The sequence below is a fragment of the Collimonas sp. NPDC087041 genome, from assembly GCF_044745265.1.
Taxonomy (GTDB): Bacteria; Pseudomonadota; Gammaproteobacteria; order Burkholderiales; family Burkholderiaceae_D; genus Collimonas.
Genome location: NZ_JBIUZX010000011.1, coordinates 132,466 through 146,928, shown reverse-complemented (window position 1 = coordinate 146,928; position 14,463 = coordinate 132,466). Strand labels below are relative to the sequence as shown.

The window sequence follows — 14,463 nt, the reverse complement described above, 5'->3', positions numbered from 1 at the left end:
CTGATTCCTTAAATTTTATTCATCACGTGGCCGCGCCCAAGGCAGCGGCCAGTCGCTTCAATTTAGCCTTTGACCGCACCAGCAGTCAGCCCGCGCACAAAATATTTCCCGGCCAGCAGATACACCACCAAGGTCGGCAGGGCAGCGATAATCGCAGCCGCCATGTTGACGTTGTATTCGGTGACGCCAGTCGAAGTATTCACCAGGTTGTTCAGTGCCACCGTCACCGGCTTGGCATCGGAGCCGCCAAACACCACGCCGAACAGGAAGTCGTTCCAGATCTGCGTGAACTGCCAGATGAAGCAGACCATGAAAATCGGCAGCGACAGCGGGAAGATGATCTTGCGATAGGTCATGAAGAAACCGGCGCCGTCGATGCGGGCTGCCTTGACCAGTTCTTCCGGCACCGTCACATAGTAGTTACGGAAGAACAATGTGGTGAAGGCGATACCGTAGACCACGTGCACAAACACCAGGCCGGGCGTGGTATTGGCCATGCCGACCAAGCCCAGCAAACGGGCCATCGGCAGGATCACTACCTGGAACGGAATGAAGCAACCGACCATCAGCGCGGTGAACAGGATTTCGGAACCACGGAAACGCCAGTGTGCGAGCACATAGCCGTTGAGCGAACCGATCAGGGTCGAAATCAGCACTGCCGGTACCGCCATCTTGATCGAGTTCCAGAAGAACGGCTGCAGGCCGTTGCAATCGACGCCGGTACAGGCATTGCTCCAGGCCTTGCTCCAGGCGGCGCCGGTGGGCGACATCGGCAGCGACAGCAGGTTGCCGGTGCGGATTTCATCCAGTGTTTTCACCGAGGTGCTGAGCATCACGTACAGCGGCGCCAGGTAGTACAGCGCACACAGGACCAGTAGTGCGTAGATCACCACGCGGCCGGCGGTCAGTTTGCTGCCTTCGTGATAAATGGTGTTGCTAGTGCTGTCAGCGGCCATTGCGTGCTCCTTTGGTTTCCAGGTACATCATGGGCACCAGCACTGCCAGTACGGTTGCCAGCATCATCATTGCCGACGCCGCACCCAATCCAAGCTGACCACGTGAGAAAGAAAATTGATACATGAAAATTGCCGGCAAGTCCGAAGAGGTGCCCGGGCCGCCTGCAGTCAAGGCCATCACCAAGTCGAAGCTCTTGATGGCGATGTGCGCCAGGACCAGCAATACGCTGAAGAATACCGGGCGCAGCGCCGGAATGACGATGCGGCGATAGATGGTCGGCAAGCTGGCGCCGTCGACCATGGCCGCCTTGATGATGCTGTCGTCGATGCCGCGCAGACCGGCCAGGAACAAGGCCATCACGAAGCCCGATGATTGCCAGACACCGGCGATCACTACGGTATAGATAGAGAAATCGGAGTTGACCAGCCAATCGAAATGGAAATTGGCGAAGCCCCAGTCGTGCATCATCTTTTCCAGGCCAAGACCAGGATTCAAGATCCATTTCCAGGCGGCGCCGGTAACGATGAACGACAAGGCCATTGGATAGAGATAGATCGCGCGCAACGCGCCTTCCGCCCGGATTTTCTGATCCAGCAGAATTGCCATGACGAGGCCGATGGCCAGGCAGAACAGGATGAACAAGCCGCCGAAGATGCCCAGGTTGGCGGCAGCAACCCACCAGCGATCCAGGCCGAACAGCTCGACATATTGATTGAAGCCGGAAATTTCATAATTCGGCAGCATCCGCGAATTGGTCAGCGACAGCCAGGCGGTGACGCCAATAAAGCCGTATACGAAGACCAGTGACAGGATGATAGTAGGTGACAATACCAGGCGTGGCAGCCACGCATCGGCGATTGCCGCAATCCGCCCTTGCTGCTTGGGCGTGTGGCTTGGACTCCCGACAGCGGCTGCTGTATAGGGGAGGGTGTGATCGGACATGCAAGTCTCCTGAAGCAGGATCAATGCCGTGCCTGGCAATGCAGTGTTAGCCATTGCCGAACACAGCGGGGGCCGGAATCGATCTTACTCGCTCCGGCCCCAGTTCTCATTTTCTCTGATTAATCAACAAAGTAAGCAATAAAATACGCAATGAAATACTTGATTATTGTGTCTTTGCTGCTTTTGCCAGTGCCTGTACTGCAGCTTGCGAAGTCATGTTGGAGTTCATGAATTTCGAGACTACGTCAAGAATTGCGCCTTGCACTGCCGAATTGACAGCCATGCCGTGCGCCATGCTTGGTTCCAGCGTGCCGGCCTTGCTCGAGGCTGCCATGTCATCCATCGACTTGATCGCGCAGCTGTCGAATTTTGTGCGCGGGATATCAGGACGGACCGGGATCGAACCCTTGTTCAGGTTGAAGATTTCCTGGAATTCCGGGCTCATGATGGCGGTTGCCAAGGTCAGCTGCGCTTTTTGGGTTTCAGGATTCTTGACCTTGAACATGGCGATCGAGTCGATGTTATAGGTATACGACTTGTCGGTGCCAGGCGCCGCTACGCACAGGAAATCCTTGCCTGGCACTTTGCCGGCAGCAGTGAACTCGCCCTTGGCCCAGTCGCCCATGAACTGCATGCCGGCCTTGCCGTTGATGACCATGGCGGTCGCCAGGTTCCAGTCGCGGCCTGCGGCGTTCTTGTCGATGTAGCCCTTGATCTTGCCCAGTGTATCGAAGGTCTTGATCATGGTTGGGCCGGTCAGCGTAGCTGGATCGAGCTTGACCAAGGCCTTATTGTAGAAGTCGGCGCCGCCGACGCCCAGCGCCACGGTTTCAAATACGGTCGCATCTTGCCAAGGTTGGCCGCCGTGAGCGATAGCAACGAAGCCGGCTTTCTGGATCTTGTCCGCTGCGTCGAAGAATTCAGGCCAGTTGGTCGGCACTTTTGCGCCGGCTTTTTTCAGGACTTCCGGGTTGATCCAGAGCCAGTTGACGCGGTGCACGTTGACCGGTGCAGCGACGTAGTGACCTTGGTACTTCATGGTGTTGGAAACGACTTTAGGCAGCAACGAATCCCACTTGCCCGGAATGGCTGCGGCATCGATATTCGCCAGCACGCCTTCTTGGCCCCATTCCTGAATCGATGGACCCTTGATCTGTGCCGCTGTCGGAGGGCTACCGGCGATGACGCGGGCTTTCAATGCGGTCGTAGCGTTTTCACCGGCACCGCCGGCGACGGCGAAGTCTTTCCAGGTAACGCCCTTGGCTTCCATGATCTTCTTCAGTTCGGCGACCGATTTTGCTTCGCCGCCGGAAGTCCAGTAGTGAAGCACTTCAACTTCAGCGGCGTGGACGGCCGCGGCGCTGGACAGCAATGCAGTGGTTGCGAATACCGATTTTATTATTTGACTCAGTTTCATTCTTGTCTCCTGTGTTGAGAAATTGCTTGTGATGAAAACGCTTCTTGATGGTGGCCGGCAACATGATGCATTTGCCGACCTGCCGGACTTCTACCTTCCTACTTCAGCTTTCAAACCCGCTGCGATGCCGTTGCAACTGTTATTGCATCGCAGCCGAGGGAAATTGCGAAGCGACGCACGTCCTGCATCGCTCCTGTGTATCATGTGAAAACTAGTAAAACTACATGTTATCTTGGATTTCAATGTAAATATGAAGGTTTTGTTCCCTTCGCCGCTTGTAATTGTAGTAATGCTACATTAATATTGCAATATAAGTTTTTTATTTATTACAAAAATTTTGATGCCTCCACATATTCCTTTCACCTTTACGTTGTTCGGCGCTACCGGCGACTTGTCGATGCGGAAGATTCTTCCTGCGTTGTTTGTTGCGCATCGTGAAGGGAAGTTGCATCAGGACGGCCGCATTATTTGCGTCGCCAAACAGGATTTCAGTCGCGACGACTACCTGGCCTGGGTCAGCAAAAGCGCCATTCCTTATGTCAAGGGCGGGATTGCAGGGCAGGCAGACGAAGCGCTCTGGCAAAGTTTCCTCGCGCGCATCAGTTATTTGTCGATCGATTTGCTAGATGTGGCCGGTTACCAGGCCTTGGCCGCTACGCTGGCGACCAGCAAGGCGGTCTCGGTGTTCTATCTGGCGACTTCGCCGTCGTTGTTTGAGCCGATTTGCGCCAACCTGGCCGCCAGCAACATCGATTTGTCGCAAGCGCGCGTGGTGCTGGAGAAACCACTCGGCCATGATTTACTGTCGTCGCATGCAATCAACGATGCGGTGGCGCGGGTATTTGCCGAAGACCAGATTTACCGCATCGACCATTACCTCGGCAAGGAAGCGGTACAGAACCTGCTGGCCCTGCGCTTTGCCAATTCCTTGTTCGAACCGCTCTGGCGGCGCGAGTCGGTGGCGCATGTGCAACTCACGATTGCCGAGCAGATCGGCGTCGAGGGGCGCGGCGAATTCTACGATGGCACCGGCGCCATGCGCGATATGGTGCAGAACCATCTGCTGCAATTGCTATGCATGGTGGCCATGGAGCCGCCGACTTCGCTGGATGCGAATGCCGTGCGCGACGAGAAATTGCGCGTGCTGCGCGCGCTGAAGCCGTTTTCGGCCGAAGACATGGAACTCAGGGCGGTGCGCGGCCAGTATGTGTCGGGCGCCGTCGACGGCAAGTCGGTTGTCGCTTACCGGCAAGAAGCCGGCGTTTCCGAGCAGTCGCAGACCGAGACCTTTGTCGCGCTGCATGCCGAGATCAACAACTGGCGCTGGGCCGGCGTGCCATTTTTCCTACGCACCGGCAAGCGCCTGGCGCAGCGCACTGCGGAAATCGTGATCACTTTTCGGCCGATTCCTCACGCCATCCTGCCGATGCCGTTCGGCCAGTCGGGAAGCAGCAGTAATCGCCTGGTAATTCGCCTGCAGCCGGATGAGTCGATTCAATTACACTGCCTGGCCAAGCAGCCTGGCGACGGCATGGTAGTGCAACCGGTAGCGCTTGACCTGGCGTTCGACCAAGCCTTCAAGCAGCGTCGGGCGGAAGCCTATGAGCGCCTGCTGCTGGATGCGATACGCGGCAATTTATCGTTATTTGTGCGGCGTGACGAACAAGAGGCTGCCTGGCGCTGGGTCGAGCCGCTGTTGCTCCACTGGCAGGCAACGTCGACGCCGCCGAAACCCTATATGGCAGGAAGCTGGGGACCGACCGCATCGTTTGCGATGATGGAGCGGGCCGGAGCGCAATGGCCGGAAGATCGTTGAGCAAGTTCAGAAATTTTAAGAAGCAAGGCAAGGCCAGGTCAGTCGCTGGAGCCTATCCTACTAACAGTATTCAAGTGAAAGTTTTACACCATGTCTTCATCCACGATCATGAACGCTAGTGAGAGTTCAGCAACTAGCTATCTGGATGGTCCGCGCCTGCTGGCAGACGTAGGCGGCACCAATGCCCGTTTCGCGCTGGAGCGCGCACCGGGTCAGATCGATACGATCCAGACTTTGCGCTGCGCTGATTATGCCGAATTTGCGCTGGCAGTTGAAGCCTACCTGACCGCCAGCGGCCGTCCGCCAGTGCGCCACGCCGCGATTGCGATCGCCAATCCGGTACAGGGCGACGATATCAAGATGACCAATCACGATTGGGAATTTTCGATTGAGACAACCCGGCGCCGGCTGAATCTCGATACCTTATTAGTGGTCAACGACTTTACCGCTCTCTCAATGTCATTGCCGCATCTGGAGCAATCGCATTGCGTCCAGATCGGTGGCGGCAGGGCGCTCAGCGGCAGCGTGGTCGGCCTGGTCGGTGCCGGCACGGGCCTCGGCGTCGGCGGTTTGATTCCTACCGAAGGGCGCTGGATTGCGCTGGGTAGCGAAGGCGGCCACGTCACCTTTGCTCCGGGCGATGCGCGCGAAGCGGCAGTGCTGGCGTTTTGCTGGCGCACCTATTCGCACGTATCGGCGGAACGCCTGGTGTCCGGTCCCGGCATCGAAATGATTTACCAGGCATTGGCTGATCTCAAGGGAATCGCCAAGCCGGAGCCGTTGCACACCGCGCAAATCGTCGAGCGCGCCATGCAAGGCGACGATCCTTTGTGCATGGAAGTAGTCGAATGTTTTTGCGCGATGCTGGGCACGGTTGCTGCCGACGTCGCGGTTACGCTGGGAACGCTGGGCGGCTTGTACATCGGCGGCGGCGTAGTGCCGCGCCTGGGCGAGTATTTCGCCCGTTCGCCGTTCCGTGCCCGCTTTGAGAGCAAGGGTCGTTTCGGCAGCTACATGGCGAAAATCCCGACCTTTGTGATTACTGCGCCGTATCCGGCGTTTGTCGGCGTCGCGGCGATTCTCGCCGAGCATCTGGGCGGCGGCAACGCGGTGCCTATCCTGGAAAGAATTCGCAAGGCGCGCGATCAGTTTTCGCCGGCCGAGCAGAAGGTTGCCGGCCTGATCCTCGCGCACCCACGTGCCGTGATGAGCGAGCCGATTTCGGAAATTGCGCGGCGTGCCGACGTCAGCCAGCCGACCGTGATTCGTTTCTGCCGCACCATGGGATGCCAGGGCTTGGCCGATTTCAAATTGAAGCTGGCTTCCGGCGTCACCGGCACTGTGCCGGTGACCCACAGCCAGGTGCATGTCGGCGATTCGTCGCTGGATGTTGGCGTCAAGGTAGTCGACAACACCATATCGGCGATGATGGAAGTGCGCGATAACCTCAATGCCGATACTTTATCGCGCGTGATCGAGGTATTGAGCCAGGCCAGCCGCATCGAGTTCTACGGTTTCGGCAGTTGTGGCCTGGTGGCGGAAGATGCGCAGCAAAAATTCTTCCGGCTCGGGATTCCTTCGTCGGCCTATACCGACCCGCAGCTGCAGGAAGTATCAGCTGCCATGCTGAAGAGCAGTGATGTCGTGGTGGTCATCTCGAACTCCGGTCGTTTGCGCCATCTGGCGCCTGCGGTCGAGGTGGCGGTGCATTCCGGCGCCACCATCATTGCACTGGCGCCGAGTAATTCACAACTGGCCAAGCGCGCCCACTACACACTGGCGGTCGAGCACGACGAAAGCAGCATGATGCATATCCCGATGGTGTCGCGGATTTTGCTGCTGTTGTTGATTGATGTATTGGCGGTAGGGGTTTCACTCAACCGCTCCAGCCCGTTCGCGGAATTGCAGCGCCAGGCCAAACGCGGCATCCTGACCCACATCGCTTCGTTGCACGCTGAGTCGGCCAGCGACAAGATGACGGCTGAAGACGGCAGCAAGGCGGAGCGCTCGGCGCATGGTGATCAGGAGGTCACTTTGTCGCCGAATGTGATTTCGCATATCAAGTAGGCGGGAATGTTGTTCGCAAGAGCTTGCAGGGTGGGCACTGATGCCCACGCGGAAGGCTGGTCAATCGTTGAGTGAATTCAGGGTGGGCAGAAGATCTGCCCACCCTACGGCCATAATCAGTCGGCCGTTAAAATGGAAAGGGCGCCTCGGCGCCCTTTTTCATTTCAATCCCTGCCAGTTTTGGCGATGCGTTCAGAGCATCCGGCGCAAGGTGTTGTCGCGTTTGATGAAGTGGTGCCAGAGCGCCGCCAGCGCATGCAGGCCGATTACCCAGTAGAAGACGTTACCCAGCGTTTCGTGGACTTCCTTGACGATCTTCCTCAGGTCATGATCGGGGCCTACCACAGTGAACGAACCTAGTCCGGCCAAGGTGACCGGGTGTCCGCCGAGGTTGATTGTCAGGATGCCGAGTATCGGTTGCACGATGATGAAGATGTAGAGCAGCAGATGCGCGGCCTTGGAGAGAAACTGCAAGAAGGGCAGGTCAGGTTCCGGCGGTGGCGGGGTTTGATAGCTGCGCCACGCGACGCGCACGATGGACAGCATCAGTACGCCAAAGCCGGCCCAGAAGTGGGTGGCAGACCAGAACGCGCGCGAATCGCTGCCCTTGGGGCCGCGTATCTCGATCGCCAGATAGGCCAGGGCAACCAGCAGGAAAATGGTCCAGTGAAGCCAGACTGCTGGCCGGGAAAAGCGTTCTTGGGAAGAAGGTCGGACCATTTTTTCAGCCGGTATGGGTTTGAATCCTGCGATTCTGTCACAGGGGTAGGGCAAAGACAACGTTGTTCGCCAGCGTTCGCCTGGGGTTCGTCTGGGATATGCCTGGTTGTAGGAGGTGATTGCAAACGGTGCGCCCATAAAAAATGCCCACTCGCACGCGAATGGGCAAAATCTGGGAGTTACCCAGGGACGTCTTTCACTAATGCCACTCACGCAGCAAGCACAACATAGTACTTAACAAGACCGACCGACGCGCCGAGCTCAAGCGGCGCGCCCGTCAATGCTTGCTATCTTAGAACGAGTGGCTGATACCAGTGTAGAACGCAGTTTGGTTCTGTCCAGTCAGACCGTTGCCGTTAGGGCCACCGGTTTCAACTTGGAAGTCGGTTTGCGAACCGTTACGCAGCGTACCGACGCTGACATACAGCAGAGTGCGCTTCGACAGGCTGTAGTTGGAGCCAACCATGAACAGATTGGCACTGCCGCTGTCTTGATTCAGCTTGACGTGATATGCCGCGCCAATCAGTGTCAGGGCTGGAGTGATCTGATAGTTGGCGCCGATCCAGAAGTGATTAGCTTTGGTTGGGCCAGTCAGGACAGCTGGTGCCGACAGGTTTTGGTAAGCAGCGAACAGTTTCAGCTTGTCGATGGTCACTGTGCCGCCAACTGTCAACTCTTTCGAATATTGCCACAGCGAGTCGTATTGGCCGTTCAGTGGATCGTTGGCAACGTCGTACATTGCGCGCAATTCATAGGTTGGCTGGATGAAAGCCAATGCCAGACCGCCGCTGTTGCCTTTCTTGGCCGAACCGGCTTGTTCGCCGGCGCCGTATGCGCCTTGGGCAACGAAGCCGCCCATGTCAGGTGTGATGTATTGGACTTGGTTGCTGGTTTGTGGCCAGTTGCGACCGTTAACCAATGTCGCCGAACCCAGTGCCTGTTGGCCGGTTGGATCCAGGCTCCAGACGATGTCGCTTGGCAGAGTCAGGTCACGACCAGCTTTGATGGTACCGAAACCACCGGTCAGGCCAACCCACGAACGACGAGTCCACAAGCCCGAACCGCCGTTAACGCGGCCATTGCTGGCGTCAAAACCGTTTTCCAATGTGAAAATCGCTTTCAAGCCGCCACCCAGATCTTCGGTGCCCTTGAGGCCGAACATGCTGGTACCCCATTCATTGCCGCCGACGCCCCATTGGCCGCCGCGAATGGTATTGCCATTTGCGTCTTTGCCGCCGTTTTGATTGCTTTGGTAGTTGATGCCAGCGTCGACGCGACCGTAGATGGTCACATTGGTTTGCGCTTGGGCTTGGCTAGCGAAGGCGCAAGCCAGAACAGCTGCAACCGCGAGTGGTTTTGCCAACGGCAGGGCTTTCAAAACTGTTTTTCTCATTTCATCTCCTAAGTAAAAATGTGGCGTTGACCACTGCTTTCCGAGTCTTTGGTAGCTCGAAATTCTTGAACCGGGCTTTCGTAATTGCTTGTTTTATTGCCGATTGCTTTGTTGTTGATGATGGTAAACCTGTTTATGACTTTTTTGTTTTATTTGTGTAGTTTTACTATATTTCTGTTGCTAATTTACAGCACTGGCAGATTTTCTACACGCGTTTGTAGTAGTTATGGCAGGCGGTTTGCTAGTAGAAATAGGGCTGCAGGATAGTTTTTGTATTTATTTTAGTTCGACGATCTTTTTATCTGTATTTTTACTACAAGTAATTTAGATACATTTTTGGATATCACATTACACACTATTTGATATCGCATGGCGCACTGCGGCAATCTGACCTTAAATTCCGGTTTTTTCCAGCAGTGTTTTTACTTGCTGCAATTGCGGCGGTTTGGCTCCGGCATTCAGGCAGGCCGCCGAGCCGCAGGCAACCGAGAAGCGTAAATGTTGCTCCCAGTTAATCGATTGCGGTGCAGCAGCCGCTTCCTGGATCAGCGAGTAAATCAGTCCGGCAATGCCGGCATCGCCGGCGCCGACCGTATCGACAATCTCGATCGGCGGCGGAGTTACCTGCCACTGACGCTGGCCGGCGTGAATTGCGGCGCCCTGCGAACCGAGGGTCAGCAGAATAGTCGCGTCCGGGTTGAAGTTGCGCAGCGTCGCCAGTGCAGCAGCGGTGTCTTCGGTGCGAAACAGGCCGACCAGATCCTCGTCCGATACCTTGATCACATCCGCCAGTTGCGCCATCTTTTTCAGCACCTGGTCGTAGCGCTGGTCCATCACGTTGCGGAAATTGGGGTCGTAGCTGATCTTGACGCCGCGCCGGTGCAGATCCTGCGCCAGTTCGATCAGACGCTCCGCCAGCGGCGCCCTGGTCAGGCTGATGCCGCCGAAGTGCACCCATTGCGCGGCCTGCTGCCAGTCGCCGGGCAGGGCGGTTGGGTCGAAGGCGAGGTCAGCGCTGTTGTCGCCGATGAAGTTGTATTGCGGCGGCGAGGTCTCGTAGACGATCGCCAGCAGCGGTGAGCGCGCAGCGCGCTGCAGGAAACGCAGGTCAAGCCCGGCATCGCGGCTGGCGTTGTACAGTTCGTCGCCAAACCAGTCCTGGCTGATGGCGCCGGCGAAGGCCGACGGTACGCCAAGGCTGGCGGCGGCGCGGGCGACGTTCCAGGTCGAGCCGCCGGTCTTGCTTAGCCATTGGTCGGCGCCGACCCGTATCATGTCGGTCAGCGCCTCGCCGGCGCTGACGAATTGAGGAAGTGAAATGGCTTGATCGATTGCTGTGCTTGCTGACATGACTGCGTCCTTGCGAAATGTTTTTCTTGCTTCAAACTCGTTGTTGCTTCGATTGCGGCTTCGATTGCGGAGTGATCGATCGGTTACGGCAGCGGGCTGCCGACTGCGGCCAGGCATTCCAGGTAGGCGCCCATCGGATGGTAAAAATCGGTTTTGCCGTGCGGCGGTTTTTCGGGACCATAGCGGCGGTTGTCCTGATGCAGGATGCGATACCAGCCGCCGCGCTCCTGGTCGATCAGATGCGCATCGCTGTATTCCCATAATCCCTGGTAGCTGTCCCAAAAGCGCTGGTCGCCGGTGCGTTGCGCCAGCAGCGCCGAGGTCGCCAGCGATTCCGCCTGGACCCAGAAGTACTTGTCGCCGTCGCAGACGCTGCCGTCCGGCGCAAGACCGTAGACCAGGCCGCCGTGTTCGCGGTCCCAGGCGGCCGGGATGGTGACTTCGAACAGTGCGCAAGCGCGTGGAAGCAGCCAGTCGGCATCGCCCTGCAGATGTTCGGCATGACGCTCCAGCAGCAGTAGCAGTTTGGCCCACTCTGTCATGTGGCCAGGCTGGAATCCCCATGGACGGAACATGTTGCTGCTGTCGTGGCGGTTATAGTCCCAGTCGACGCTCCAGTCGGCGTGGTAGTGTTCCCAGATCCAGCCGGTTGCCAGCGCCGCCTGGCGCACGGTGATGTTGCGTGCAAGACGTTCGGCGCGGTGCAGGTAACGCGTCTCGCCGGTGGCTTCAAACGCGGCGATCAATGCTTCGCAGCTGTGCATGTTGGCGTTCTGTCCGCGATAGGACGAGACGACGCCTTCCGGCGTGGCTTCATCGGCGTACAGGCCGTCCTGTTCCGACCAGAACAGTTTTTCCATCAAATCGAAGGTGCTGGCGATGCCGTCAGCGGCTTCGCTGATGCCGATGCGCAGTGCATGGGCATGCGCCAGCAGTACGAACGCCAGGCCGTAGCAATGCTGGGTGCGGTCGACCGCTACGCCGTTTTCCAGCACCCAGGCGTAACCGCCGTAAGATGGTTGCCAGTGCTTTTGCTGCAGGAAGCGCAAGCCGTGCCGCGCCGCTTCGCGATATTCTTCCTTGCCGTCGAGGCGCCAGGCCAGGGCGTAACAGAACACCATGCGGGTGCTGTTGACTAGATGCCGGCTGGCGGCGTCATAGACGCTGCCGTCGTCGTTCAGATAATGGAAAAATCCGCCGTCCGGATCGAATGCACGGGGGTGGAAGAAGGCAATGTCGCGGCGCATCCGGTCGCGCAGGAATTCGGGGTCTCGGGAATCGGTAGGGGAGTTATCTGGTCTCATGTTTGTCTTTTTTATCAAGGCATCGCTGCCGGCGCGGGCGCCGTCAGCGAAAGAATGAATCGAACTGCATGTCGAACTGTTGCAGGGCTTTTTGGGCGTTCTGCATTTTCTTGCGGAATTCCGGGCCGCGCTTGAGCGCCAGCCCAACCGCCAGGATGTCGATCACTACCAGGTGCGCCAGGCGCGCCGAGATCGGCGTGTAAGGATCGATGTTGAAACTCAAATCGATAGGCACCAATACCGTCGCCAGTTCCGCCAGCGGTGTGCCGCTCGGACCGAGCACGATAATGTCGGCGCCGCCTTTCCTGGCCAGTTGGACGCTGCGCAGCAACGCAGCGTTGCCACCGCGCTGTGAAATCGCAACCACGCAATCGCCCGGCTGCAGTAGAGAGGCGGCGATGCTGTGGATGTGCGGATCGGAATAGGCCACGGTCGGCACGCCGGAGCGGAAGAATTTATGTTGTGCGTCGGCTGCCACGATACCGGAGGTGCCTTGGCCGTAGAACTCGATCTTGTTGGCTTTGAGCAGGACGTCCAACGCCTGCTGGATAGCGTCCGCGCTCAGGTGATTGCGCAAATCGAGCAGGGTGTTGATCGAACGGCTGCAGATCTTGTTGACCAGGTCTGCGGCAATGTCGTCCTGCGCCAGCATTTCGTTGGCGCCCGGCAGCGCCACCGCCAGGCTTTGCGCCAATTTCAGTTTGAAGTCGTGCCAACCTTCGTAGCCGATGGCGCGGCAGAAGCGCACCACCGTCGGTTCCGACACTTGCGCATTCTTGGCCAGCGCCGTGATGTTTTCGGCCAGCGCCAGTTGCGGATTGTCGAGAATCGTCAGCGCGACCTTTTTCTCCGACTTTGACAGCAAGTCGATCTGGGTCTTGATCGAATCCAGCAGCATGGTCATTCAGTATCCTGCCACGGTGAAGTTGAAAGGTCCGTTCACAGTTCAGGCAACGCTTCTTCGCGCCATTGCAAACCGTCGCGCGCGATTAGTGCGCTGGCTGCTGCCGGGCCCCAGGTGCCTGCGGTGTATGGAATCGGATCGTCTTCTTCCCGGTCCCAGTATTCGAGGATAGGTTCGACCCATTCCCAGGCGGCTTCCAGTTCGTCGCTGCGCATGAACAATGTCAGCTGGCCGCGCAAGACATCCAGCAGCAGCCGTTCGTAGGCTTCCATGCGTGGCGATTTGAAGCTTTCGCGGAAATCCAGTTCCAGTTCGACCGGTTTCAGACGCATGCCGTCGCCAGGCGTTTTTGCCATCAGGTTCAGGTGCAGGCCTTCGTCAGGTTGCAGGCGAATTACCAGGCAGTTCGGCTCGAAGCTGCTGTTTGGCTGGGCAAAGATTGAATGCGGAATCGGTTTGAAGCGCACCACGATTTCGGCCAACTGGTCGGCCATGCGTTTGCCGGTACGCAGGTAGAACGGCACGCCGGCCCAGCGCCAGGTATCGACTTCGGCTTTCACGGCGACAAAGGTTTCGGTGCGCGAATTCGGGTTGGCGCCGGCTTCCTTGCGGTAGCCCGGCACGGCGACGCCTTCGACGTGACCGGAACGGTACTGGCCGCGCACCACGTCCTGCGCCAGCGATACCGGCGTGAATCGTTTCAGCGAGCGCAATACCTTGAGTTTTTCATCGCGCACGGCATCCGGCGTGATCGATGCCGGCGGCTCCATCGCCACGATGCACAGCAGTTGCAGCAAGTGGTTCTGCAGCATGTCGCGCAGGGCGCCAGAGTTTTCGTAGTAACCCATGCGGTTGCCGACGCCGAGTTCTTCGGCGATCGTGATCTGCACGTCGGAAATCCACTCGCGGCGCCACAGCGGTTCGAACAGCACATTGCCAAAGCGCAGCGCCAACAGGTTCTGTACGGTTTCCTTGCCGAGGTAATGGTCGATGCGGAAAATCTGCGATTCGGAGAATACTTGCGCTACTTCGGCATTGATCTGCTTGGCGCTGGCCAGGTCGCGGCCCAACGGTTTTTCCAGCACGACGCGCGAGTTCGGGGTTGCCAGGCCGCTGGCGGACAGGTTGTTGCAAATCTGCGAGAACAGGCTGGGTGGCGTCGCCAGGTAAAACACATTGGTGATTGCCGGGTCCGGCCGCATGGCGGCGACCAGCGCCTTGTAGGTGGCGCCATCGGTGGCGTCCATGGCGACATACTTGATACGCTTGCAGAAGCGCTTCCAGATGGTGGCGTCCATGGATTCCTTGCCAATATGTGGCTTGGAATCCTTTTCGACGATCTTGATGAAATCTTCATCGCTGCTGTCGTGCCGGCCGATGCACAGGATGCGTGCATCCGGCGGCAGGTCGTTGGCGCGGTCGCGCGCATACATTGCCGGCAGCAGCTTACGCATTGCCAGATCGCCGGTGCCGCCAAAAATTGCCAAATCAAATTCTGCAAGAGCCATGAGTTTCCTTTGCGAGGCAGGGGAGTGATGCCCTGTCTCCAACTAATTGAATAAGATGTTTAAACCGCCATGAAAAACTGCGGGG

General features: G+C 57.8%; 12 protein-coding genes. 3 read left to right on the top strand and 9 right to left on the bottom strand.

What is annotated here, in order from left to right; translation table 11 throughout:
* Positions 1 to 62: 62 nt before the first annotated feature.
* The 3 genes from ACIPF8_RS19360 to ACIPF8_RS19350 all read right to left on the bottom strand — a co-directional run bounded on the left by ACIPF8_RS19360 (position 63) and on the right by ACIPF8_RS19350 (position 3,316).
* Positions 63 to 956: a carbohydrate ABC transporter permease gene (locus ACIPF8_RS19360; protein WP_400424078.1), complete on the bottom strand. Its 894-nt coding sequence runs from the start codon at positions 954 to 956 to the stop codon at positions 63 to 65.
* The gene (locus tag ACIPF8_RS19355) at positions 946 to 1,899 is read right to left on the bottom strand and encodes a carbohydrate ABC transporter permease (protein WP_400424076.1); all 954 of its coding nucleotides are present in this window, start codon (positions 1,897 to 1,899) and stop codon (positions 946 to 948) included. The genes ACIPF8_RS19360 and ACIPF8_RS19355 overlap by 11 nt, the downstream gene beginning before the upstream one ends.
* Before the next feature lie 163 nt (positions 1,900 to 2,062).
* Positions 2,063 to 3,316 carry an ABC transporter substrate-binding protein gene (locus ACIPF8_RS19350; protein ID WP_400424075.1) on the bottom strand — a complete coding sequence of 418 codons (1,254 nt, stop codon included), beginning with the start codon at positions 3,314 to 3,316 and terminating at the stop codon, positions 2,063 to 2,065.
* Between the two features lie 31 nt (positions 3,317 to 3,347).
* Between ACIPF8_RS19350 and ACIPF8_RS19345 the strand changes: the two genes are divergently transcribed.
* The 3 genes from ACIPF8_RS19345 (at position 3,348) to ACIPF8_RS19335 (ending at position 7,199) form a co-directional block, all read left to right on the top strand.
* On the top strand, positions 3,348 to 3,524 hold the full coding sequence (locus tag ACIPF8_RS19345) for a hypothetical protein (RefSeq protein ID WP_400424073.1): 177 nt from the start codon (positions 3,348 to 3,350) through the stop codon (positions 3,522 to 3,524).
* A 132-nt stretch (positions 3,525 to 3,656) separates the two neighbouring features.
* Positions 3,657 to 5,132, top strand: a complete 1,476-nt coding sequence (gene zwf / locus ACIPF8_RS19340) for a glucose-6-phosphate dehydrogenase (protein WP_400424071.1) — start codon at positions 3,657 to 3,659, stop codon at positions 5,130 to 5,132.
* Positions 5,133 to 5,222: 90 nt separating this feature from the next.
* Positions 5,223 to 7,199 carry a glucokinase gene (locus ACIPF8_RS19335; RefSeq protein ID WP_400424069.1) on the top strand — a complete coding sequence of 659 codons (1,977 nt, stop codon included), beginning with the start codon at positions 5,223 to 5,225 and terminating at the stop codon, positions 7,197 to 7,199.
* Positions 7,200 to 7,391: 192 nt separating this feature from the next.
* Here the strand turns inward: ACIPF8_RS19335 and ACIPF8_RS19330 are convergent, their stop codons facing one another.
* The 6 genes from ACIPF8_RS19330 to zwf (ACIPF8_RS19305) all read right to left on the bottom strand — a co-directional run bounded on the left by ACIPF8_RS19330 (position 7,392) and on the right by zwf (ACIPF8_RS19305) (position 14,378).
* On the bottom strand, positions 7,392 to 7,919 hold the full coding sequence (locus tag ACIPF8_RS19330; protein WP_400424067.1) for a cytochrome b: 528 nt from the start codon (positions 7,917 to 7,919) through the stop codon (positions 7,392 to 7,394).
* 292 nt (positions 7,920 to 8,211) lie between these two features.
* The gene (locus ACIPF8_RS19325) at positions 8,212 to 9,312 is read right to left on the bottom strand and encodes a porin (RefSeq protein ID WP_400424065.1); all 1,101 of its coding nucleotides are present in this window, start codon (positions 9,310 to 9,312) and stop codon (positions 8,212 to 8,214) included.
* A 393-nt stretch (positions 9,313 to 9,705) separates the two neighbouring features.
* Entirely contained in the window at positions 9,706 to 10,662 is a 957-nt protein-coding gene (locus ACIPF8_RS19320; RefSeq protein WP_400424063.1) for a carbohydrate kinase, read from the bottom strand.
* Positions 10,663 to 10,745: 83 nt separating this feature from the next.
* Positions 10,746 to 11,966, bottom strand: coding sequence for an AGE family epimerase/isomerase (locus ACIPF8_RS19315; RefSeq protein WP_400424061.1), 1,221 nt, complete (start codon positions 11,964 to 11,966; stop codon positions 10,746 to 10,748).
* Positions 11,967 to 12,009: 43 nt separating this feature from the next.
* Entirely contained in the window at positions 12,010 to 12,864 is an 855-nt protein-coding gene (locus ACIPF8_RS19310; RefSeq protein WP_400424192.1) for an SIS domain-containing protein, read from the bottom strand.
* A 41-nt stretch (positions 12,865 to 12,905) separates the two neighbouring features.
* Complete coding sequence (gene zwf / locus ACIPF8_RS19305) at positions 12,906 to 14,378, bottom strand: glucose-6-phosphate dehydrogenase (protein WP_400424060.1); 1,473 nt, start codon at positions 14,376 to 14,378, stop codon at positions 12,906 to 12,908.
* Positions 14,379 to 14,463 lie beyond the last annotated feature (85 nt).